Consider the following 22,948-nt stretch of genomic DNA (forward strand, 5'->3'; position numbering starts at 1 on the left):
AGGCTCCGGGCGAAGGGTGCAATTAAGAATTGATCGCATTCTAAGCGCCATCCACGGAGCCTGGCAATGCGCAGGCACTACAAGGCTTTGGCCAGAAACGCCGCTGTACGGCTTTCGCTACAGCCAGCCACGACTTGCGGGATGCCGCTGACCACCACCTTGCCCCCGGCATCGCCAGCTCCCGGCCCAATATCGATCACCCAGTCGCTTTGCGCCACCACACGCATGTCGTGCTCGACCACTACCACGCTGTGCCCGCCCTCGACCAGGCGGTTCAACTGCACCAGCAGCCGGTCGATGTCCTGCGGGTGCAAACCGTTGGTGGGCTCATCCAGCACATACAGCGTTGCCCCGCGGGCGATGCGTTGCAGTTCGGTAGCCAGCTTGATCCGCTGCGCCTCGCCACCGGACAGCTCGGTGGCCGGTTGGCCCAGGCGCAGGTAGCCCAGGCCGATATCCTGCAGCACTTGCAGGCAACGTCGCACCGGTGGCTGTTCGGCAAATACCTGCAGGGCTTGGTCGACGGTCATCTGCAGCACTTGCGCGATGTTCATGCCTTGCCAACTCACCGCCAGGGTTTCGGGGTTGTAGCGGGCGCCATGGCAGGTTGGGCAGGGCGCGTAGACACTGGGCATGAACAGCAACTCGACGCTGACGAAACCTTCACCCTCGCAGTTGGCGCAGCGGCCCTTGGCAACGTTGAAAGAAAAACGCCCAGCGTCGAAACCCTGCGCCTTGGCCTGCTCGGTGGCGGCGAACAGCTTGCGTACATGGTCGAACAGGCCGGTATAGGTGGCCAGGTTGGAGCGCGGTGTGCGGCCGATTGGCTTCTGGTCGACCTGCACCAGGCGCTTGATGCTGCCAAGCCCCGCACTCACCTGGCCGCTACTGGCCTGATCAGGTTCGTCTTCCAGGCTGTGTTCTTCGGGCTCGCCACGTTGCTCGGCATGACCCAGGTGTGCCCCTACCAGTTCCAGCAGGGCCTGGCTGACCAGGCTGGACTTGCCAGAACCGGAAACACCGGTAACGGCGGTGAAGCAGCCCAGCGGGAAGGCAGCGCTGAGGTTATCGAGGTTGTTGCGCGTGATGCCTTCAAGCTTCAGCCAGTCGCAGGGCTGACGGGGGGCGCGTTTGGTCTGGGGCGGGGCGCTGAACAGGTAGGCACGGGTGCATGACTGCTCGACCTCGGCCAGGCCCGCAGGCGGCCCGCTGTAAAGAATGGTACCGCCATGCTCACCGGCAGCCGGCCCTACATCCACCAGCCAGTCGGCGCGGCGCATGGTGTCCAGGTCGTGCTCCACCACATACACCGAATTGCCTGCATGCTTCAGGCGTTGCAAGGCTTCGAACAGCGCTTCGCTGTCGGCTGGGTGCAAACCGGCCGATGGCTCGTCGAGCACGTAGATCACGCCGAACAACTGTGAATTCAGCTGGGTGGCCAGGCGCAGGCGTTGCAGCTCGCCGGAGGACAACGTCGGGGTGCTGCGCTCAAGTGCCAGGTAACCAAGGCCCAGGCCGAGCAATGTGTCGATACGCTCCAGCAGTTCGTTGGCGATGCGTTGGGCGGCCAGGCGCTTTTCCAGCGTCAGCTCATCCTGCTGCAGTGTCAGGTAGTCTGCCGCCGCCACCTTGCGCAACACTTCGGCCAGCGCCTGCAACGGCAGGTGCGACAGCTCGGCGATGTCCAGGCCGGCGAAGGTCACGCCCAGCGCGTCGCGCTTCAGGCGCTTGCCCTGGCACAGCGGGCAGGGGCTGGGGCGCATGTACTGAGCCACGCGCTTGCGCATCTGCGCGCTTTGCGAGTGCATGAACGTATGCAGCACGTAACGCCGTGCACCCATGAACGTGCCTTGGTAGCTGGGCTCCAGTTTGCGCTTGAGTGCGTCGCGGGTCTGCGCTGGGGTCAAGCCGGCATACACGGGCGCGGTAGGCGTTTCTTCGGTGAACAGGATCCAGTCGCGTTGCGCCTGGGGCAGGTCGCGCCAGGGAATGTCCACGTCATAGCCCAGCGTCACCAGGATGTCGCGCTGGTTCTGCCCCTGCCAGGCCATCGGCCACGCGGCCACCGCCCGCTCGCGGATAGTCAGCGACGGGTCGGGGACCATGGTCGCTTCGGTCACTTGGTAAACCCGGCCCATGCCGTGGCACTCCGGGCAGGCGCCCTGAGGTGTGTTCGGTGAAAAGTCCTCGGCGTACAGCATTGCTTGCCCGGCCGGGTAGTGGCCCGCGCGCGAGTAGAGCATGCGGATCGAGCTGGACAGGGTGGTGACGCTGCCCACCGAAGAGCGGGCACTTGGCGTACCACGTTGCTGTTGCAGGGCCACTGCCGGCGGCAGGCCGTCGATGGCATCCACGTCGGGCACGCCAACCTGGTCGATCAGGCGCCGGGCATAGGGCGCTACCGATTCGAAATAGCGGCGCTGGGCCTCGGCATAAAGCGTGGAGAAGGCCAGCGATGACTTGCCCGAACCGGACACGCCGGTAAACACCACCAAGGCGTCGCGAGGGATATCGACATCGATGTTCTTCAGGTTGTGCTCGCGGGCGCCACGGACGCGGACGAAACCGGTGGGAGTGGGTGAGCGTGGCGGCATCTGAGCGGTCCTTGGCAGTTTGGAGCGCTCACGTTAGCAGCATTTGCCGAGGCTGTACTGGCCTGCGCCTTGGCAAGTCGGTGCGCGAAGAGGCCGGGTCGGCCCGAACGAGTATCAGGACCTTGGTTCGCGAGTGCCTAGCACATCACGAATGTTGTCCACCACGTTGCTGTCTTTGATCACATCGCTCAGCCAGCCCTCCAACGGCATGTTGCCCCACTTGATCGCACGTTCGATCAAGTAAGGTACCGGGCTCTGCGGCTCGCTTTGCTTGAAAAACTGGGCGATGCCCGCAAGCATGGTGAAAGCCTCGTCGCGGGTCAGTGGTGTCGTGCGCATAGGGGCAGGCGCAGAGGCCTGTACGGGCGTGTTCATCGGTTCACCTGCTGCGTCAGTAGAGACAAAGATGGCCTCGGGTTCTGCTACTGCCACCGCTGCGGGGTGCAGCTCGACGCCGCGATCCTTGAGCAGTTTCTCCGCCAGCTGGCTGGCGCGCGACAGCATGTCGGCAAGGCTGGCGAAGCTGGGCGCCTCGTGGCCGAACAGGCGGTCGGCGCTGGCCTGCAGGCGTTTGCACGCATTCAGGCTGGTGCCGATCTGCAGCGCCTTGGCACGCAGGTGATCAGTGTCGCTCAGCGCTACCGAGCGCTGGAAAATCTCGGCGTTGATCTTGCCTTCGTTCAGTGCTGTCTGCATTGCCTTGGGGTTCTGCAGGGCGAGGTTTTCGACGTGGCGTGACTCGTCATAGCGCAACACGCCAAAATGCTGCCCTTGGGTAATGGGCAAGCCACCGGCAATGTCGGTGAGCGTGGTCTTCAGCCAGGACAGCCGCGCCGCGCGCTCGTCCAGGCCGTCTTCAAGCGTTGGGAACAGGGTGTCCCAGAACGTATCCAGAAGCCGTTCGGTCAGCTCTAGGCCAAAAGTGATGCCTTCGAAGTGCTCACGCTGGGCCAGGCCCTCGCTGAGCCAGGCCACCAGCATCAAGTCTTTGCTTTGCTGCGCCAACCCTTGAGCCGACAGGTTGATTACCTGCTCCCAGTCGGCAGTCTTCAAGTCGGTTTGCCAGTCGCCCTGGGTCAGGTAGTCAGGGTCCGCCCGGCGGGCTTCCTTGATCTGGTCGAACAAGGCAGAGAAGCTCAAGTCTTCGCCACTGCCACCTTCGATGGGTGCGGCCAGTGTGGCCAGCGAGAGGTCATTGAGGATTTCAGGCATATAACACTCTGGACATGGCTGATGAACAGCGTGCCAGAAAACCTGGCACGCCGCGCAGTACAGGCCGCCGAAGCGGCCCATGGCTTAGGCGAACACTTTGTTCGCGGTACGGTCCCAGCCACCGACGATGTTGCCGCCGGCCTGGCCGTCGGTGCGGTTCTGCTGGGTGTAGGTGGTCTTGATACGGGCAAAGTTGAAGCTGATTTCTTCTACAGGCAGGTCGCTGACCGCCTTGTCTTCACCGCCTTGGTTGCCACCGGCGATGAACTTGACCGACGACACCACGACTTCTTCCATGTCGATGGTCAGGTAGGTGACCTTGTCGCCACCGGCGCGGTTCACGTTCAGCTTCAGCTTGGCGATGTGCTTGCCGGTGCAGCAGTGCTCGAACAGTTTGGCCGAAGCCTTGTCGACGGCCTTGCGGATCTTGAAGTCGCTCAGGGCAACACGCTCGGAAGACGCACCACCCGAGGAGCTGGCGGTAGCCGAGGTTGCCTGGGTGGCGCCGTACTCGTAGCCCAGCACTTCGATCCAGTCCTTGTGTTTTTCATCCAGTACTTCGCCTGGGATGCCGTCGATTTGGATATACGCGTCAAATGCCATTGTGAAACTCTCCATTAACAACGTGTAAAGGGTTGCTCATGCGCCCCTTGGTTTTGACCTCGCCGGGCATACCGGCAGAGGTAGCTTGCCGCCACCCGGGCCTCCTCCTGTGAGGCCCGGGCGACCGGTTCTTGCGGCGTGGCTCAGTTCAGCCCACGCACTTCGATTTCCACCCGGCGGTTGGGCTCCAGGCACTTGATCAATTGCGCCCGCGGTTGTTGCATGTCGCAGTTGACCAGTGGTTTGCGGCTGCCTTCGCCTTGCGCGACCACCAGCTCGGCGGGCACGCCCTTGCCGACCAGGTAGGTGCGGATGGTTTGCGCCCGTTGCTTCGAAACCTGCAGGTTGCCCTGGCTGTCGCCGAGCTGATCGGCGTGGCCAGAGATGACCACCTTGCCGATGTTCGGGGTGTTCAACAGCTTGCTGGCAATCGCGCTCAGTTGGTTCTGGCCTTCGTTCTTCAGGCTCTGGAAGTCGGCGCGGCCAAAGGCGAACAGGGTGTCGGATTCCAGCGTGATGGTCTCGATCGAGCGCAGCGACTGGGCCCGCAGGCTGTCGATGTAATTGCGTGAGCTGGACATCAGGAAGGCGTTGTCGAGGATGCGTGGCACGTCCGGCTCACGGATCTGGTCGCTGTAGAAGGTGATCTGGCGGCTGGCGTACAGGTAGTCCTGGTCGCCGCTGGCGTCGCTACCGGCTGCGGCCATGCGCTTGCCGGTGTGGCGGGCGATGGCCGGGTACCAGTAGTCCGGTAGGTGCGCCTTGAGGAACGCAGGGTCAGCCTTCTCGCGCATTGCCTGCGAGAGCATCACGTAGGTGTCCAGGGTCGCTTTGCCGAAGTCGGCGATCGACTGGGCGCGGTTGTCATGCGGCAGCGCCTCGGCCTCGACGCTGTCGACGCCGCTTACCGGCTGCAGCTCGCGGGTGTTGCGTTGGTAGACCTTGAGCGTGGTCAACAGGTACAGGGTACGGGTCAGGTTATCGGCCGTGGGCTTGAGCATCACGTTCTGCAGCGTGGCGAAGTAGCGGCTGCGCAGCAGCGGCTCGACCGCATGGCCCTGGTACAAGCCCAGGCGCATGCCAAGCGGCACGCCCTGCTCGTGGTGTTGCTGATAGTAGTGCGCGGCCCAGAAACGCAAGCGGTCAAGGCTTCTCCAGGCGGTGTACTGGTCGCTGCCAGCCTGGTCGTCGGCCTTGGCCTGAGCCAGCTCGCCGGCAATGCTGGCCAGGGTGGCGCGGTTGTTCAGGTACGACCAGCCCCACAGGCTGCAGAGCACCAGCGCTGCCAGGCCGGCGGCGCCAACCCAGCCGGCCTTGCGCCGGCGCTCGCGGTGGTTGCTGGTGTACAGCGCCACCAGGTGCTGGTCGGGAATGATGACCTTGCGGAACAGGCTGTTGATGAACAGGGGGGCTGGCTGGCTGCCGGCAGTGCCAGAACCTTCAACCTGCTCAAGTGCGAAGCGTTCGGCCACATGCTGGCCGTGGCTGCCCCACTGGGCCTCGTCGGCTTGCAGCGCAGCGGTGAAATAGAACCCGCGCAGCAACTCTGCATTCTGGTAGGGGTTGGCACGCAACAGGCTGTCGACGAATTGCTGCAGGCGCGGCTTGAGCGCGGCCAGCTCCAGCGGGAAGCGATAGGCCGCGTTGTTCTGCCGAGTGACCTGAATGTCCTGGTGTACCAGTTGTTGGCCAGCCACCTGTCGCCAGTAACTGGCCAGCTCGTCCATCGCGTTGCCAAAGCGCTGGCCCCAGTCGGCCTGCTCGTAACCCTTGTGCGAGAAGGTTTTGCCCATCACTTCACCACGCGCAGCGTCGTCCAGCTGGCGATAGAACGGCGTGAAACCGGGGATCAGATCGCACTTTGTGAAGACCAGATAGATGGGCAGGCGCACTTCGAGCAGTGCGCAGCTTTCCTGGATGCGTTCGCGCAGGCGTTTGGCCACGCGCTCCTGGTCCTCGGCCGAGCCATGCAGGATGTCGGCGATGCTGACGCTGACGATCAAACCGTTGAGCGGGCGGCGCTGGCGGTGCTGGCGCAGCAGTTGCAAGAAGCCACGCCACTTGCCGGCTTCTTCGGGGCTGTTCATGTAGCGCCCGGCGGTGTCCAGCAGCACCGCTTCGGAGCTGAAGAACCAGTCGCAGTTGCGCGTGCCGCCCAGGCCTGCGACCCGTGCGCCTTCGCGCTCGGCGTAGGGGAAGTTCAGGCCCGACTGCAGAATCATCGTGCTCTTGCCCGCGGCCGGCTGGCCGATCACCAGGTACCAGGGCAGGGCATACAGCGCGTCCTTGGCCGAGGCGCCGCGCGCTTTGTTGCTGTGCAGGCGCTCGATGCTCTGCAGCAGGCGCTCGCGCAACAGGCTGACCTCTTCCCGGTCGGCCGGGGTGGCGCTGAGTACGGCCTGGTCGGCGTCGTCGCGCAGCAGGCCTTCGAGGTTGTGGTGCTGGCCAGCACCGCGGTACAGCAACAGTACATAGCCCGCCGACAGCAGCAGAAACGCACCGATACCCGCCAGCAAGCTGTGCAGCGAGGCAAAGCCCAATGCACGGCCGATGGCCCAGACCAGGAAGATCGCCAGGAAGAATGCCACACCCAGCAGGTAGGGTTGGTAGCGCAGGCAGTAGTACTTGATCTTGTTCATACAGGCGTCGCATCCAGTGCATCGACGAACTGGTCGATGACGTGTTCAAGAGGTCGGTCGTAATTGTGCTGCCGTGGTGCGCCTGGTAGCGGGTTGAGCAGCTTCAGGTGCTGATGTGTGTCGGCGCATTCACTGAGCAGGCGGTAGGCGCTGTTGGCGTGGCGCGACGGGAAGCAGTACAGCCGCGGGTGCATGAAATCGTCGACCAGCAGGCTTACCGCCGGCACGTCGGGTTGCCGGCTCATGCGGGTGAGCCAGGTCAGCCAAAGGTCGGCCGTAGGGTTTTTAAGGCCACGTTCGGCCGGCAGCGGCAACTCGATACCGCCTGCAAAATCGCCATGCAGCGCGGCCCGGCTGATCTGCAGGTGGGCCAGGGCGGTGGCGCTGTCGAAATTTGGCCAGGAACCGTGTAGGGCTCGGGCGACATCAGTCAGGCTGTAATCGTGGAGAAACTTGGTGTGCACGCGGCGGAACAGGTCAAGGTCCTGGCCCTGTAGCGGGCGCAAGGCCTTGATCCGCTCGAACAGGCTGGCGCTGCCAGCGCCTTGCACGGCCTGGTGCAGCAATGGCTTGATCTGTGCGCTGAACAGCTCGCCAAGGGTGTACGGGTTGACCTGTGCAGTGCCTGCTTCACCCTTGAGCAACTGGAAGATGAAAAACGGGTAGCGCCGTTGACTGGCATCGCGCGAGCTGAGCAGGCCACCCAGCAGCCAGTTGCCGTTGCGTGCGCGGTAGTTGAAGAAACATACCGGCAGCGCGTCGAACAACGCCTGCCAGTCATCGCAGTGGCGCATGGCCGCCAGCGATGACTGCAACCAGGCGTCGAACTCGCAGACTTCCTCCGCCGCGCCATGCAGGCTGACGAAGTCCGCGCTCGACGGTAGCTTGCCGAAACAACCGATCATTGGCCGCCCCTGTCGTTCAGGGCGCTCAGCGCCTTGACGTCACCCAGGTCGGTCAGCTTGACCCCGCCAAAGTTGCGCACCACAAGGCTCACGCGACCACTGGCGGTGTTCCAGCTGAAGCGTTGCTGAATGCCATCCAGGTCGTCTACGCGGGCGCTTTCGTTCATACGCAGCAAGCCCCAGCGCCCCGGGAAGTCGAACACGGTCACCCGCGCACCGCTCAGGGTCACTACGTCCAGGCGTGCGCCAGGTGCGTTGTTGGTGCCCGGCCAGGCGAAGCGGTTCCAGCTGCTACGGCCGTTGCGGTAGTGCTGCTCCTGGCCGTCGAGGGTGAACACGATGTCGGTGAAGTTGGCCGACGGCTCCAGCATGATCTCGAAGCCGTTGTCACGGTCAGACAGGCTGGCGATCACCTGGCCCACCGAGCTGGCCTTGTCGATGCTGTTGAGCATGCCAGGGTTGACCAGCGCTGGCCCCTTGCTGTCGCCCACACCCAGGCCCTCACCGCCGGCCAGGTTGCCGATTTCGTTACGTTTGAAGGCGGGCAGCAGGCCGCTGTCCGGGTCGACGAAGCGTTGCAGGTCTTTCACCGACGCTTCATTGTTGCTGCCGCCGGCAATCGGGTAACGGTGCGCCATGACCTGTTCCCACGGTTTGGCAATCTGTTGCGCCCAGGCCTTGGCGATCTGCTGGCCGGCCGGGTCACGCAGGGTCGCCCAGGCGTACTGGATGGGCAGGCTGAACAGCCCCTGCAGTGAGCGGGACAAGCCGTCCTGGCTGGTGTCGACGCTGCTCTCCACATAGTTGCGTACGGTGGTGACTTCGCTTGGCTGGCCTTCCAAGGTTTCGCTGATCAGCTGCTTGCTGCTTTTGCCCACATCCTGCGAACGCTGGATGTTGTTCATGCGTACCTTGAGCTTGCGCAAGGCGGCCAGGTAGCGGTCCATGATGGTGCTGTCGGCGCCTTCGGCGTTGTTTTGCGCAAACACTCGCGCCACCGGCTCGAAACGTTTGGCCAGGCTGCCGTCGTCCACCGCCGGCAAGGCCGGGGCGACGCTGGTGGGCAGGGCGTTCTCGGTGTCGAACAAGCCTGTGACCTTGCTCCAGAAACCGTCATCGCGAGCGGCGCCAGGGGCCGGGATCGCGTGCTTGGTCGGCAGGTCCCACTGGGTGTTGTCATTGACCGCCGCCAGCAGGTTTTTCACAGGCGAGTTCTGCACGTCACTGAGCAGGCCCAGTTGCTCGGTGGCCGAGGCCAGGTCGGTGAAGTGGCGCACACCGACGCTGCTGACCATCTTGTACCAGGCCTGGGTGTAGTCGCGCTTGTAGCGGGTCATGAACTCGCGCACGAAGTTGGCTTTTTGCACGAGCGCGTCGCCGCCTTCACCGTCCAGCACCCAGTCCGACTCGTTGCGCAGGTTGCCCGACACCAGCTTGATCAGTTCGGGCTTGACGAAGGTGTCCCAGCCCTGGCGCGTGTAGATTGCTGGCACGCCAGCGGACCCGTACAGCAGCGCACGGCCCGGTTGCGGCACCAGGTCGTTGAGGCTCAACGTCGGGAACTGGCGGCTCGACTCAAGTTGCAGGCGCAGGTATTCACGATCGACCAGCGAGCTGGAGATCATGAATGCCTTGAGGTTCTGCCGGGTCTCGTCGATAAGTTGCTCGTTGCGCGGCAGTGCCGGCGCCTGGCCTTGCTCCAGCAACTGCACGTAAAGCGGTGCGTTTTCTTCGATTACCCCGGCGTCGGCCGGGGCCCCTTCAGCGGCTGCACCTGTCCAGGCCTGGGGCAGGCTGGCAGCGACGAAGGCCGGATCTGGATGTATCTGGGGCTCGGTCAGCAGCAGGTACAGCTTGAGCGTGTTGTAGGCGTCGATGATCGAGGCCACCTGCTGTTCGTCAAGTCGGCCGAGCATTTCTTCGGACAACGACAGGCCACCGGTGGTGGCGGACAGCTCGGCGGCATCGCTGGCGGTGGCCAGGTTGACCTTGGCGGCGTAGCCACCCAGGCGGGTGTTGGCTGCTGTGGCCTTGGCGGCCAAGGCAGGGGCGAGAGGCTTGCCGTTGCGTTTTTTAGGCAGCGGCGCTGGGGTGAACTCCAGTTCCTGGTTGATGCCGTTGGCGAATGTGTTGAACGCGCGCATCTGCACTTGCAGGCTGCGGGTGATCGGCTCAAGCGCCTGGCTGCGCAGTTGCGCCAGGTATGCGGCACTGCTCACCTGATGGACTGCTTCACCGTGGTAAAGGCCAGCAGCCAACGGCAGGGGGACGCCTTGCAGGCGATGGGCTTCGACTACCGCCATCTGTTCGCGCAGCACTTCCAGGCCCTTGCCTGCGGCCAGCAGTTGCTCGCGATCCTGCGCATGTTCGATCTGCGCCAGTTGCCCGCGCAAGCCATCGAGCCACTGCCGGTTGTTGATGAACGACAATGCCTGCCAGCCGATGAACAGGACACCCGTGGCAACGGCCAGGCCCAGTAACAGCGGGCTGAACGTGGCCTGCCGGCCCAGGCGTGACTGGTACAAGGTCAGGTCGCGGTCCGGGAATATCACCTGGCGGAAGGTGTCGGTGATGAAGTAGCTGCGGTTGCCCACGGGCTTGCCAGCACGTTCGGCAGGCTCATCGTAGGCCGCTTGCAAGGCGAACTCGTCGGCGATGACGTCTTCATAGACTTGTCCCAGCTGCTGCCCGGTCTGCAGCGCACTGGTGAAGTACAGGCCACGCAGCAGCAGCGGGGTCCCGCCGCGATGGCCACGCGTGAAGTGGTCGAGGAATTGCTCGAGTACATCGCTGAGGGCGGCGAAGTACTGCGGGAAGTTCAACAGCGCACTGTCGGCCTCGGCGCCGAGGGCGATCATCTGCGCATCGACGTGCTGGCGAACGTGACCCTGCAAGTTCTTCAGGCGCGTCTGCAGCACGGCGTGCAGGCCACTGTTGCGGATTTCCGACAGGCCAAAGGTCATGCCCAGCGGTTGCTGGCGCTCATGCAGGTCGAGGCCGTCGAATGCCTGGCTGAAGCCCGGTAACTGGTCGGTCTTGCTCAGCATCAGGTAGACCGGCGGGTTGGCGTCGAGGCATTCGGCGTATTCTTCTACCCGTGCCACCAGCTGCGCCGCCAGGGCATTGCGCTCATCGCTGTTGGCCGCCAGCAGCTCGGGCAGGCTGACCACCAGCACCAAGCCATTGATCGCCGCCTTGCCGCGTTGCTTGCGCAACATGCGCAGGAAGGCCGAGAACTCACTGGCTGACTGGTCGTCGCGCAAGTAGCGCCCGGCGGTGTCGATCATTACGGCGTCGGGGCTGAAGTACCAGTCACAATGCTGGGTACCGCTTTCACTGTCGTTGGCCGTGGCGATGCTGGCCGACAGACCGGAATGGGTCAGCAGCGAGGTCTTGCCGGCAGCGGACATGCCCACCACCAGGTACCAGGGCAGGTCGGACAGCGCCGCCTTGCCGCCGCCACCGGCTGAGCGATCGGTGCGCAGCATGGCGATGGCGTGCTTCAGGCGCTCGCGCAATACCTGTTGGTCTCGGAACTCACCCGTGGCGTTCCACGAGCGGTCGACTTCGATTTGCAGCAGGTTCTCCAGGTTGTGCTCGGCGCGGATGCGCTGGTACTGGCGCAGCACGATCACCAGCAGGAAGCAGGCACTGATGATGGCCAGCGCTTCAGGTACGTGATGACGCAGCCACGGCACCAGCGGCGCGACCAGCCAGCCAATCAACAGGCTCGCCAGCCACAGCAATGGCAGCAGCACCCAGAAACTCTTCAACAGACGCAGTAATGTTTTCATGTCTTCCTGACTCGGCTACCTGATGTGTGCTCAGGCACTGAACAGCTGGCGGATTTGTTCGGACAGGGCGGCAACGTCCTTGTCCAGCAACCAGTCAAGCGTCAGGTACACGGCGACGCAGACCAGCGCGATCAGCGCCAGATACACCCACAGCGGCACTTCATGGCGCAGCATCTGCGACACCTGGTCGGGCAGTGCCCAGTCCGGTGACAGCGCTTTGGGCGCCTTGCGGTAGCGGGCAATGTCCTGGCCCAGGGTATTGGCCAGGTAACGCAGCTGGTCTTTCTGGCCAAGGCTGAACTTGCCCTCGAAGCCCAGGGCCAGGCACAGGTGGTAGACCTCGAGCACATCGACGTTTTGCTTGGTGTCAGCACGCAGCGCTTGGACTTTTTCGAAGAAACCTTCCCCGGCCAGGTGCACACCGAAATAGCGGAACTGCAACGGCTGCAGCTCAAAATGCCGACGCAGCGCGTTGTCGCCTGAGCGCAGCACGCTTTCATCAAGGAACGCGCACAGCGCGTACTGAGTGTCCTTGACCTGCTCGACGCTGTAGTTGGCCGCGCGGGCATCCCGCTCCAGGTTGGCGAAGAAGCGTTCTACGCTGCCCTCGAAGGCCGGCACCGAGGTGACCTGGCGGCCGCGACGTACGATCAGCGCCATGCTGATGAAGTCCTGGACCAGGTCCTTGAGCGTCGGTTTGTCGTTGGCGGCCGCGACGGCGCCCTGTTGCAGTACGGCTTCGGTCATTTGAGCACCGCCATCAGTTCAAGCTTGAGGTTGGTAAAGGCGCTGGGCGCATAGAAGCAGATGGCCTGGGCATTGATCATTCGCTCATACACAGTGCCGTGCGGCTCGATGGCGAAATACTGGTTATCCAGGCGCACCGGAATCGCGTTCGGTAACCGCGCGGCATGATTGAGGGTGACGCCAGGCATGGCGCTGTTGACCACCACCTCGATGTCTTCCGGCGAGCCGACCTTGAACGCTCGGGGCACCAGTTCCAGCAGGCTGGCACCGGGCATGTCGGCGTGCACGGCAATATAGAAGTCGGCTTCGGCCAGGCGTGGGTCGTGCAGCTGGCCTTGCCAATGGGACGGTTTGGTCTGGGTCAGGTTGATGACGATGCACTGGTTGGGCACCACGTTGTCGAGCATTACGCGGATCATTTCGTCCAGTTTCACCAGCGATGCCGCAGGGTCCTGGTGGTCGTACTCGGGGATGTCGCTGAGCTGGGTGTCCAGGGTGAAGGTCAGGAGCCCGCCGGCCAGGTCGGCGAGGAACAGGTACAGGCGCTCCGGGTGCAGGCGCGGATGGGCCAGCAGATGCGCCAATTGCGGGTGGGCACGGTTGACCGTGTTCAACAGCCAGAACAAGGTGACGTCGCTGGAGCCGAACTCGGCGATCTGGTCGGCGCGCTCGCGGCGTCGGCCGGACAGCGCCTTGCTCTTGGCCTGCAGGGCACCGAGCAGGCGTTTGCCGAGGCTGGTGATGGTTTCGTGGCTGCCCAGGTGCAGGGTAGGGTGGACGAAATGCGGGTCGAGGTTGAAGCCGCCCATGCTGTTGCGTGTCAGCTTCGCCAGCGGGCAGTAGCTGTAGCCATCGAGGCTGTCGCCGTCGACCAGCATGACCACGTTCAGGCGCAGGCTGGTGATCTCGTTCTCCAGCTCACCTTCATTAAGGTCGGGCAGGGTGTCGAACTGCTTGCGAAAGCGCCGTGCGGCCTTGTGCTCGTGGCCATCCTCGACGTAATTGAGGCCGAATGGCTCGGGCAGCTTGAGCGCGGCATAAACCTTCAGGTCGTTGGCCTTGAGCAGGTCCTTGAGGTCACGCGCGGCCGGCAGCGGATCGTGCTGCGGAGCGTCGTACAGGCTGCCATCAGGGAACACCAGCTTCAGGCGCTTGAGCTGCAGCGAACCGTTGGCCAGGGCGTCTTCGTCCACCTGCAGCGCCTGTACACCCCAATGGAAAGGAGTACTGCGCAGGGTCGCCTCAGCCAACTGGTGCTGGTGGAACTCGTCCTGGTACTGGAAGTGCTGGGGCAGCAGGAACATGCCTTCCGACCACATCACCCGGCTCTGCTTGCTCATTTGACGCTATCCACTAAAGAGTTGAAGGTTGAATCCATGGCGTTGCTGGCCGACTGGCTGGCGGCGTCGCTGGCTTTTTGGATGACCGCGTCCTGCACCTTGTCGGTGAGCGTCGGGGCGGCATCCTTGGCCTTCTGCGCCGCCGCGAGCTGGTCGGCAGTCGGGGGTTTGTTCAGCACATCCACGCCCTGCATGGCACTGATTTCGGTTTTATCCACCAGTACCCGCAGCCCGTCGGATGAGAACCAGATGCCGTCCTTGCGCAGCGAGTTTGCGTCGAAGGCGACTTTCCAGCGTGCGCCTTGTTCATCACGGAAGAACGCCGCCACGCCGACGTAGCGAGCGCTATTGGCCAGAGGCCACTGGTCGATCTGGCCAATGCCCGGTAGCAGGGTGATCTCGCGGGCTTCCACCAGGGTATTGCCCAGTGCCTTTTCCGGGGTATCCCACAGGGTTTCGGCATCGGTTGCGGCGAAGCGCTCAAGGTCGGTCAGCTGGTACACGCGCATCACCACCGACAGCGGCTTGCCCTCGGTATCGGGGTTGAGCTGGTTGCCGCCGTCGGAGGTCAGGATGACCTTCTCGCTGTCAGCCAGCATGTCGGCCGCCCAGCTGTCCTCCATGCGTTTGCCGATACGGTCGGTGACCCCGCAGCCCGCCAGCGCCAGCAGCAGGGCGGCGGTGGTCAGGCGCTTGAAGGCGATGTGCTTGTGTTGCATGACAGCTAAACCTCCGGGTACTGGTCAGGCCAGGCGATAGGCGAAATCGCCATCGCTGCCCAGTTCGATCACAAGGCGCTCGATCGGTGTGTCCTGGGCCATGCGTTCGAGCACACGCTGGGCGAGCTCGGGCATCAGGGTTTGCGACAGGATGTTGTCGATGTTGCGTGCGCCGCTGTCGACCTCGGTGCAACGGGCGGCGATGGCTTTGACCAGCGCCTCGTCGTAGCCCAACTCGGCCTGGTGGTTGCGGGCGAAGCGCTTGGCGATACGCTCGAGCTTGAGGGCGACGATGCGCTCGAGGATCTGGTCCTGCACCGGGTAGAACGGCACGATGTTCAGGCGGCCGAGAAACGCCGGCTTGAACACTTGGTTGAGCTCGTTGCGCAGGCCTTCGACGATGGCCTCTGGCGTTGGCAGCTCGGTGGCATTCAGGCAGGTTTGCATGATGCGTTCGGTGCCGGTGTTGGAGGTGAGGATGATCACTGTGTTGCGGAAGTTGATCTCGCGGCCTTCACCGTCGTCCAGCACGCCCTTGTCGAAGACCTGGAAAAACAGTTCGAGTACGTCGGGGTGGGCTTTTTCCACCTCGTCCAGCAGCACCACGCTGTAGGGTTTGCGGCGTACCGCCTCGGTCAGCACGCCGCCTTCGCCGTAACCGACGTAGCCGGGGGGCGAGCCTTTGAGGCTCGACACGGTGTGGGCCTCCTGGTACTCGGACATGTTGATGGTGATCAGGTTGCGCTCGCCGCCGTACAGCGTATCGGCCAGGGCCAGGGCAGTTTCGGTCTTGCCGACGCCGCTGGGGCCGAGCAGCAGGAACACGCCGATGGGTTTGTTGGGGTCTTCCATGCGCGCGCGGGAAATCTTGATGCGTTTGCCGATTTCCTGCAGGGCATGGTCCTGGCCCAGTACGCGCTCACCCAGCAGGGCCGGCAGGCGCTGTACGGTATCGATTTCGTCGCGCAGCATCTTGCCCAGCGGGATGCCGGTCCAGCCGCTGATGACCTGGGCAATGGCGCCGCTGTCGACCAGGGCGTGGACCAGTGGCTGGTCACCTTGCACACGGGCCAGTTCGGCGCGCAGGGTATTGAGCTGCTCGGCGTCGGTGTCGTTGGCGGCATCCAGTGCCTTGAGTTGCTCGACCAGTTCCAGCTCCTGTTGCCACTGCGCGATGAGCTGCTGCTCGCGCTGCTGTTCGGTCTGCAACGCGGCCTGCAGCTCGCCTAGGCGACGGGCATGGTCATGGCCTTTGCCCGCTTCGTGGCCAAGAACGGCGATTTCTGCCTGCAGGTTGTCGATCTGCCGACGGCAGTCTTCCAGCAAGCCTGGCTGCGACGACTGCGCCAGGGCGATGCGGGCGCAGGCGGTGTCGAGCACGCTAACGGCTTTGTCGGGCAGCTGGCGGCCGGTGATGTAGCGGTTGGACAGGCGCACCGCTTGTACCAGCGCTTCGTCCATCACCGCCACCTTGTGATGCTCGCGCATCTTGCCCAGTAGCCCGCGCAGCATGTGAATGGCTTTGTCTTCATCAGGTTCTTCGACCTTTACTACCTGGAAGCGGCGGGCGAGGGCGGCGTCTTTCTCGAAGTACTTCTTGTATTCGGCCCAGGTGGTGGCGGCGATGGTGCGCAGTTCGCCACGGGCAAGGGCCGGCTTGAGCAGGTTGGCGGCATCGTTCTGCCCGGCCTGGCCGCCAGAACCGATCAGGGTGTGGGCTTCGTCGATGAACAGGATGACTGGGTGCAGGCTGCGCTTGACCTCTTCGATGACCGCTTTCAGGCGGTTTTCGAACTCGCCCTTTACCCCGGCGCCCGCCTGCAGCAGGCCCAGGTCAAGGGTGTGCAGGGCCACATCCTTGAGCACCGCTGGTACATCGCCCTGGGCGATTCTCAGGGCCAGGCCCTCGACCACGGCGGTTTTGCCGACCCCGGCTTCACCGGTGAGAATCGGGTTGTTTTGCCGGCGACGGGTGAGGATGTCGACCATTTGCCGCACTTCGAACTCGCGGCCCAGGACTGGGTCAATGCGGCCTTCGCGGGCACTTTGGGTAAGGTTGACGGTGTACTGGTCCAGCGCTGGGGTCTTGCCCCCAGCTTTAGTGCTGCTGGCGACTGGCGCCGCGGGGCTGGCCAGGGGGCTGGCCTGCCGCGACTCGGCGCTACCTTCGACCAGTGCGGCAAGGTTCAGGCGCAGGTCATTGGCATTGATCTTTTCCAGCTCCGGTGCCGAAGCCATCACCACTCGGCGCAGTTCGGCATCATCAAGCAGGGCTTGCAGCAAGTGGCCGCTGCGTACTTGGCCAACGCCATACTCGATCGATGCCAGCAACCAGGCCTGCTCGATCATGCGGGTGATGTGCGGCGACAGCGCTGGGGTACGGGTATTGCCTTTCTTGAAGGTGCCCAGGGCGGTGACCAGTTGCGCCTGCAGGCGCTCGGTGACGACCTCATAGTGGCGCAGGATCGGTGCCAGGTCATTGTCACTGCTGTCGAGCAGTTGCAGCAGCAGGTGCTCAACCTCGACATCGTAGTGATGCTCCGACAGGCACAGGGCCGCCGCGCTTTCGGTGGCCGTGCGGCTGGTTTCGTTTAGCTTGGCGAACAGAGACTTCAGGTTCACAAGGCGACCCCATCGTAAGGAATGTGGAAAACGGCGCAACGCGAAGGCTCCGCGTCACGGCCAGGGCGTTTGAGCCAGCCCATCCAGCCCAAGGCGACATTGCCTTTGCGGCCGAGCTGGGCGCGTGGCACTGCCTCGCGCTTGAGGCGCGGGGCGATTTCGAAGTCCAGCCCGGCACCTATATAGAAGCGCACCAACTCGACCAGCTTGCGATAGCACTCGGTGCCCGGCTGAAAACGCTGGTAATCGGCCAGGCTCAGTGGGCCCAGCTCGATGCGAATGCACGATTGGTAATCCCAGGTTCGCTTGCCCGCTACGGCGCTTTGGCCGAGCTGGGCGTTGCGCCGCCCAAGCTGGGTGCGCTGTTCAGGCGGCAGGTGCAACCAACGACCGGCGAACTGCTTGACGTGGATCGGCAACGAGAAATAGAAGCCGAGCATCCGTTCGAGGTTCAGCGCATTGCGCGGCTTCTGGCTGAGCAGGCCGGCAAAATAGCTGAACAGCTCACGACGCAATACTGACGGTTGTTCTTCGAACTTCAGTTTTTGCGCGCGCGGCCCGAAGCCCGCCAGGTTGAGCAGGTAGCCATCGAAACCCGAGGTGCCATTACGCTCGTGCTCGATATGGAATTTGTATTTTTGCCAGGCCTCGTAGAACAGCGTGGTCATACGGTGCGAGAAGATGTCGAGAAACGCATGGGCGGCATCGTCGCGGTATTGCACATGGCGCTCGAGCAGCAACTCGGTATACGGGCGCGGCAGCACGCCCGACGGCCCGACCAGGCCCATGAAGGTAACCTGCACTTCCGACAGTGGCAGGCCAGCCGGCGATAGCTTGCCTTCGCGCTCAAAGTGCAGGTCGCTGACCTCGCTGGCCGGAAATGCCAGCGACAACTGGGTGCGGAAACGCAGCGGGTCTTCATGGGGCCGGGTTGCCAGGTCCATGCGACCGGTGCGGCTGTAGTGCAGGCGGAGCAGGCGCACCAATTGAAAGAATTCGAATCGGTGCGGCTCGGCTCGGGCCTGATCGATCAGACCAGGGGCTGATCGCCAGTGCGTGCTGGCCATTGGACGATTCTCTTTTCTCGTTGTTGGGTACGCAGGGTCAGTTGGGTGAAGCTGTTCATCGAGCAGTACTGGCCGAAGAAGTGGTCCAGCACCATGCCGAACAGGAACACGCCGCTGCCGGTGTATTGGTGCTCGTCGAGGGTGAGGGTAATGCCTACGCCCCGCACAAAATTCGGCCGCGGATGGCCGATGCGCGCAACCACTGGCTCGCTGCTGATGGCCTTGATGCCATTGATCTGTTTGCGGATGGCCGACACGTTGCGGTAGTTGTAGAGCGACAGCAGTTCCAGCAGCACTTCGCGGCCTTGGCTGACCAGCGACATATGGTTCAGCGACAGGTGCGCGATCAGCCGCCAGATCAAGCCTTTGCCCAAGGGCACGCGCACGGTGGCAGTGGGCTTGCGCAGGCAGCGGATGTCCTTGATTACCGAGTTGGCGGGAATGTTGAAATCGCCACGCTCGCCACCGAACGGCAGCATCAGCGGCACATCGCGGTTGCTGCAGGTGAGGCCGATGCTGAGGGTGTCGCTGCTGGCGCCGATCAGCTCCAGGTCACGGTCGACCACGCGGATGCTCATGGCCGTGGCGTCACCCTGATTGCGCCGACGGGCGACCCAGAAGCTGCTGTGCGGGTCCTGTTCGCCACGGGGCTCGAAAAACGGCAGGCAGGTGGTGACCTGGTCGATGCCGCCAAGTTTGCGCACCCGGCGCACGCGGTCGATCGACACCACTTCGGCAGCGTTGTGCAGCCGGGTATCAGGCGTGACCGGGTACTCGTGCTGGGTGTGGGTCAGCTTGATCGGCTCGGCCTGCTGGCGGAACAGATTGATGATTGGCGTGCAGTTGAGCTTGAAATTGTTGCGCCCGATGTTCTGCGTCAGCCGCGCCAGGCGCTCGCTGAGGTCGTAGTCGGAAAAATAGAAATTGATCTCGACCTGCTCGATAGCCTTGCCTTGCAGGATGCGTGCAAAACCACTGAGGTCGAAGAACATGAATTTGTCGGGAAAGGTGAAATACTCGTGCAGCAGCCGGTAGCCCAGGAACGAGCGCTCGGAGTAATCCACCAGGCCTTCGTCACGGGTAAAACCCACGGCATTTAGCGCACCGGCTGGCAGCGCGACTTCACGGCTGCGGCCCTCGTCGTGGAAGCTCAGGGTGGCCTTGGCCAGGTTGTTGAACAGCAACTCATATAGATGCAGCATCAGCGTGGCTTCGCCGTCGAGGAAAAACCGCAGGCGGTCCATTTCCATCTGCCCGAACAGGGCATCACCTGTGGCGGTCAGGCGGATACGCAGGCGTGCGACCAGGTCGGCGCTGTGGCCGTTGAATGCCGAGCGTTCCATTTCGGCGAACGAGGCCTGCTGCACGGCAATCGGCCACAGCTCTACGGGGTAACAGGTGCGGAACTTGCACACCACGCCCTCGACGGCATTGGCATGCATTTCGGTATGGCGCGCCACGTGGTATGCCTCGGTGACTTTCTCATGCCTGCCCAGGCTCAACTCGGCAATCGACATGGACGGGGTCGGGCGCAGGTAATGCGGGTACAGCACCTCGAGGAAGGATTCGACGATTTCCGGGAACTCGTCATCGAGCTTCTTGTGCACCCGCGCAGAAAGGAACGAGAACGCCTCGATCAGGCGCTCGGTATGCGGGTCCTCGCAGTTGTCGCCCTCGATCAGCAAACGAGAAGCGATTTTCGGGTACTGCGCAGCAAACTCCTGGCCGAGGAAGCGCAGGTGCGACAGTTCCTTTTCGTAGTAGGGCAGCAGTTCGTCGAGCATCAGTTGAGGTTCTGCACTTTGTATTCCTGGGTGTTGACCTGCAGCACGGCGTCGAACGACACCTGGCGGCTGATGTCCTGCAGACGCAACACGGCGTCCACGCGGAAGGTCAACATGCGGTGGCCGTCCTGCTGGGCCAAGAGCTGCACACGGACCCGGCGAAAGCGCCGGTCGCCGGTGCTTATCGCACGCTCCAGCTGCTGCTGAATAAGGCGACGATCGTGTGGGTCGAGCACGCTGCGGCTGATGAAGTCAGGCATGCCGTATTCAAGGATGGAACCACCGAGTTGGCTGAAACCGTCGAGCGCCTCGGCGACCAGCGATTGGCGGGTATTCACCAGCACTTCCAGGTCGCGGACGATACTGGCCTTGTACTCGGCCAGCGAGCAGGTACGCTGCGCGGCCGGCTCGGCCGACTGATAGGGACGGTCGTCCAGCAGTCGGTCGAGCAGCGAGGGCAGCAGGCGGGCCTGGTTACTCATGTGTCATCCCTGTACACAGCGGGCTGTCAGCCGCGCGCGCCTTGTGGCAGCTCGGCGACCAGCCGCAGCGAGGCGGTCAGTTCGTCCAGTTGGTAGTGCGGGCGCAGGTACGTGACGGCCTTGTACACGCCTGGCTTGCCTGGCACCTCGAACACCTCGGCGCGGGCCTCACGCAGCGGGAACTTGGCCTTGGCTTCCTGGCTGGCGGTATCGTCGAGCAGCACATAGCTGGCCAGCCACTGGTTGAGGAAGCGCTCCACGTCCATGCGCGAGGCGAAACTGCCGATCTTGTCGCGCATGATCGCCTTCATGTAGTGGGCGATACGCGAGGTGGCGAAGATGTATTGCAGTTGGGCCGACAGGCGTGCGTTGGCATTGGCGATGTCGGTGTTGTACTGCTTTTGCTTCTGCGCCGACTGGGTGCCGAAGAATGCGGCATAATCGGTGCCCTTGCAGTGCACCAGGGGGATGAAGCCCAGGTCCGACAGCTCTTTTTCGCGGCGGTCGGTAATGGCGATTTCGGTCGGGCACTTGAGTGCGATTTCGCCATCGTCGGTGTTGAAGGTGTGGGTCGGCAGGCCTTCGACCAGGCCGCCCCCTTCCACGCCGCGGATGGCCACGCACCAGCCGTAGCGGGCGAAGGCATCGGTGACGCGGGTGCCAAGGGCATAGGCGGCGTTCATCCACAGGTATTTGTTGTGGTCACGGCCGTCGACGCTTTCGACGAAGTTGAATTCCTCCACCGGCGTGGTATCGGGGCCATACGGCAGGCGGCCAAGCACATGGGGCAGGGTAAGGCCGACGTAGCGAGAGTCTTCCGATGCGCGGAACGATTTCCACTTGGCGTATTCGACGGTGTCGAAGATCTTCGCCAGGTCTCGCGGGCCGGACATCTCGGTGAACGAGTCCCAGCCGAACAGTTCAGGGGAGGCGGCGGAGATGAACGGCGCGTGCGCCGCTGCGGCCACGTGCGAGATCTCTTCCAGCAGGTACATGTCTTCGGGGTTGCGGTTGAATTCGTAGTCGCCGATCAGCATGCCGAACGGCGCGCCACCGAAAGTGCCGTACTCTTCTTCGTAGACTTTCTTGAACAGTGCGCTCTGGTCGAATTCGCTGGCAGCCTTCAGATCACGTACCAGGTCTTTCTTGGAGGCATTGAGCAGGTGAATTTTCAGCGTGGTGCTGGTTTCGGTCTGGTCTACCTGGTACTTCAGGCCACGCCAGGAGGCTTCCAGCTGCTGGAACTCGCGAGCGTGCATGATTTCGTTCATCTGCTCGGAGAGCATCGCGTCGATTTCGGCGATACGCGAGTCGAGCACGGCGATCAGGTCCTTGCTCGGGGTCATCTCGCCTTCGAGCACCTGGTTCACCAGTTCGCCGATCAGGTCGCGGGTGCGGTTGCGTTCGGTGTCGGAACGGGCCACGCGGCTTTGCGAAATGATGCTGTCCAGCAGCGAGGGCTGTGGGGCGAAGTTTTCCACTTCGACCAGTTCGCCAGCCTGTTGCGGTGCGGTTTGCTTGTCGGTCATGTTAAGGCTCCTGCTCAGGCGCGATCGCTGCTGGATGGGTCTTTCACTTCGGCTTCACGGCCGAACTCCTTGCCCAGGGTCTTGAGCTTTTCGGTGTTTTGCAGCACGTCCATCAGCAGCTCTTCGAGCTTGTCGTTGCCGCCCATCTTGTTGCGCAGGTCGGCCAGCTTGTTGCGCACTTCCAGCAGCTTGCGCAGTGGTTCCACCTGCTTGACCACGTTCTGTGGCTCGAAGTCTTCGAGGCTGTTGAAGTTCAGCTCCACGCCCAGCTGGGTGCCGTTCTTGGCCAGGGTGTTGTCGACGCGGTAGGTCAGGCGTGGCTTGATGCCCTTGAGCACACCGTTGAAATTGTCGCGGTCGATGAAGACGAACTTGCGGTCCTTGAGCTTGGGCAGCGGCTCCAGCGGGTTGCCGGAAAAGTCGCCCAGTACGCCGACGACGAAGGGCAGCTCCTTTTTCTCGATGGCATCGCCGATGTCCACGTCGTAGGTGATATGGACCCGAGGCGCGCGGACGCGGTCGAGTTTGTGCTGAGTGCTTTCCTTCTTCGCCATCGTGTTCTCCAGTGCGAGCAGTTCGCTGCGAATCATTGCGCGGCCCGGTAAGGGGCGTTGCGGGTTACAGGCCTTCGATCGTCAGCAGCAGGCGCTGACGGATGTCGTCGTTCATTTCCAGAATGTTGTCGCGGCCCACCAGCTCTTCGAAGCTGGTGTTGCCGGCAATTTGCGTGCTGCTACGGATGACCGAATCGTCGGGAAGTTCCGAACGCACCGGCGAGCTGATGACGCAGAACGGCAAGTCACCAAAGCCCTTGAGGCGCTCGAAGCTCAGGCTGTAGCGCAGGCCTTCGAACAGCCGGCCAAGGCCTGGCGACTTGCTCAGGCAGTAGAACAGCACCAGGTAGTGCACCA

15 protein-coding genes and 1 pseudogene are annotated in these 22,948 nt (G+C 63.1%); all 16 read right to left on the reverse strand.

Going from position 1 to position 22,948, the window contains the following annotated elements:
* Nucleotides 1-77: 77 nt before the first annotated feature.
* Nucleotides 78-2,594 carry an excinuclease ABC subunit UvrA gene (locus APH42_RS08170; RefSeq protein ID WP_060493108.1) on the reverse strand — a complete coding sequence of 839 codons (2,517 nt, stop codon included), beginning with the start codon at nucleotides 2,592-2,594 and terminating at the stop codon, nucleotides 78-80.
* Nucleotides 2,595-2,708: 114 nt separating this feature from the next.
* Nucleotides 2,709-3,806 carry a type VI secretion system protein TssA gene (tssA, locus tag APH42_RS08175; RefSeq protein WP_060493109.1) on the reverse strand — a complete coding sequence of 366 codons (1,098 nt, stop codon included), beginning with the start codon at nucleotides 3,804-3,806 and terminating at the stop codon, nucleotides 2,709-2,711.
* An 84-nt stretch (nucleotides 3,807-3,890) separates the two neighbouring features.
* Complete coding sequence (locus APH42_RS08180) at nucleotides 3,891-4,409, reverse strand: type VI secretion system tube protein Hcp (RefSeq protein WP_012272409.1); 519 nt, start codon at nucleotides 4,407-4,409, stop codon at nucleotides 3,891-3,893.
* Nucleotides 4,410-4,552: 143 nt separating this feature from the next.
* The gene (gene tssM, locus APH42_RS08185) at nucleotides 4,553-7,048 is read right to left on the reverse strand and encodes a type VI secretion system membrane subunit TssM (RefSeq protein ID WP_060493110.1); all 2,496 of its coding nucleotides are present in this window, start codon (nucleotides 7,046-7,048) and stop codon (nucleotides 4,553-4,555) included.
* The gene (gene tagF, locus APH42_RS08190) at nucleotides 7,045-7,953 is read right to left on the reverse strand and encodes a type VI secretion system-associated protein TagF (RefSeq protein WP_060493111.1); all 909 of its coding nucleotides are present in this window, start codon (nucleotides 7,951-7,953) and stop codon (nucleotides 7,045-7,047) included. The genes tssM and tagF overlap by 4 nt, the downstream gene beginning before the upstream one ends.
* The gene (locus APH42_RS08195) at nucleotides 7,950-11,747 is read right to left on the reverse strand and encodes a type VI secretion protein IcmF/TssM N-terminal domain-containing protein (protein ID WP_060493112.1); all 3,798 of its coding nucleotides are present in this window, start codon (nucleotides 11,745-11,747) and stop codon (nucleotides 7,950-7,952) included. The genes tagF and APH42_RS08195 overlap by 4 nt, the downstream gene beginning before the upstream one ends.
* A gap of 30 nt (nucleotides 11,748-11,777) precedes the next feature.
* The gene (gene icmH, locus APH42_RS08200; protein ID WP_012272405.1) at nucleotides 11,778-12,494 is read right to left on the reverse strand and encodes a type IVB secretion system protein IcmH/DotU; all 717 of its coding nucleotides are present in this window, start codon (nucleotides 12,492-12,494) and stop codon (nucleotides 11,778-11,780) included.
* Complete coding sequence (gene tssK, locus APH42_RS08205; protein WP_012272404.1) at nucleotides 12,491-13,834, reverse strand: type VI secretion system baseplate subunit TssK; 1,344 nt, start codon at nucleotides 13,832-13,834, stop codon at nucleotides 12,491-12,493. The genes icmH and tssK overlap by 4 nt, the downstream gene beginning before the upstream one ends.
* A complete protein-coding gene (tssJ, locus tag APH42_RS08210) occupies nucleotides 13,831-14,553 on the reverse strand; it encodes a type VI secretion system lipoprotein TssJ (RefSeq protein WP_060493113.1) in 723 nt (240 codons plus the stop codon). The genes tssK and tssJ overlap by 4 nt, the downstream gene beginning before the upstream one ends.
* Before the next feature lie 24 nt (nucleotides 14,554-14,577).
* Nucleotides 14,578-17,175, reverse strand: coding sequence for a type VI secretion system ATPase TssH (gene tssH, locus APH42_RS08215; RefSeq protein ID WP_060493114.1), 2,598 nt, complete (start codon nucleotides 17,173-17,175; stop codon nucleotides 14,578-14,580).
* Nucleotides 17,172-18,242, reverse strand: coding sequence for a type VI secretion system baseplate subunit TssG (gene tssG, locus APH42_RS08220; protein WP_060493115.1), 1,071 nt, complete (start codon nucleotides 18,240-18,242; stop codon nucleotides 17,172-17,174). Before tssG ends, tssH begins: the two co-directional genes overlap by 4 nt.
* Entirely contained in the window at nucleotides 18,206-20,026 is a 1,821-nt protein-coding gene (gene tssF / locus APH42_RS08225) for a type VI secretion system baseplate subunit TssF (protein ID WP_060493116.1), read from the reverse strand. Before tssF ends, tssG begins: the two co-directional genes overlap by 37 nt.
* A complete protein-coding gene (gene tssE, locus APH42_RS08230; RefSeq protein ID WP_012272399.1) occupies nucleotides 20,026-20,508 on the reverse strand; it encodes a type VI secretion system baseplate subunit TssE in 483 nt (160 codons plus the stop codon). Before tssE ends, tssF begins: the two co-directional genes overlap by 1 nt.
* Before the next feature lie 26 nt (nucleotides 20,509-20,534).
* Nucleotides 20,535-22,037: a type VI secretion system contractile sheath large subunit gene (gene tssC / locus APH42_RS08235; RefSeq protein ID WP_012272398.1), complete on the reverse strand. Its 1,503-nt coding sequence runs from the start codon at nucleotides 22,035-22,037 to the stop codon at nucleotides 20,535-20,537.
* A 14-nt stretch (nucleotides 22,038-22,051) separates the two neighbouring features.
* Nucleotides 22,052-22,591: a type VI secretion system contractile sheath small subunit gene (gene tssB, locus APH42_RS08240; protein WP_012272397.1), complete on the reverse strand. Its 540-nt coding sequence runs from the start codon at nucleotides 22,589-22,591 to the stop codon at nucleotides 22,052-22,054.
* A 64-nt stretch (nucleotides 22,592-22,655) separates the two neighbouring features.
* A pseudogene (locus APH42_RS08245) lies at nucleotides 22,656-22,948 on the reverse strand (hypothetical protein); the annotation flags it as partial.

The organism is Pseudomonas sp. NBRC 111140 (assembly GCF_001320885.1).
Classification (GTDB): domain Bacteria; phylum Pseudomonadota; class Gammaproteobacteria; order Pseudomonadales; family Pseudomonadaceae; genus Aquipseudomonas; species Aquipseudomonas putida_P.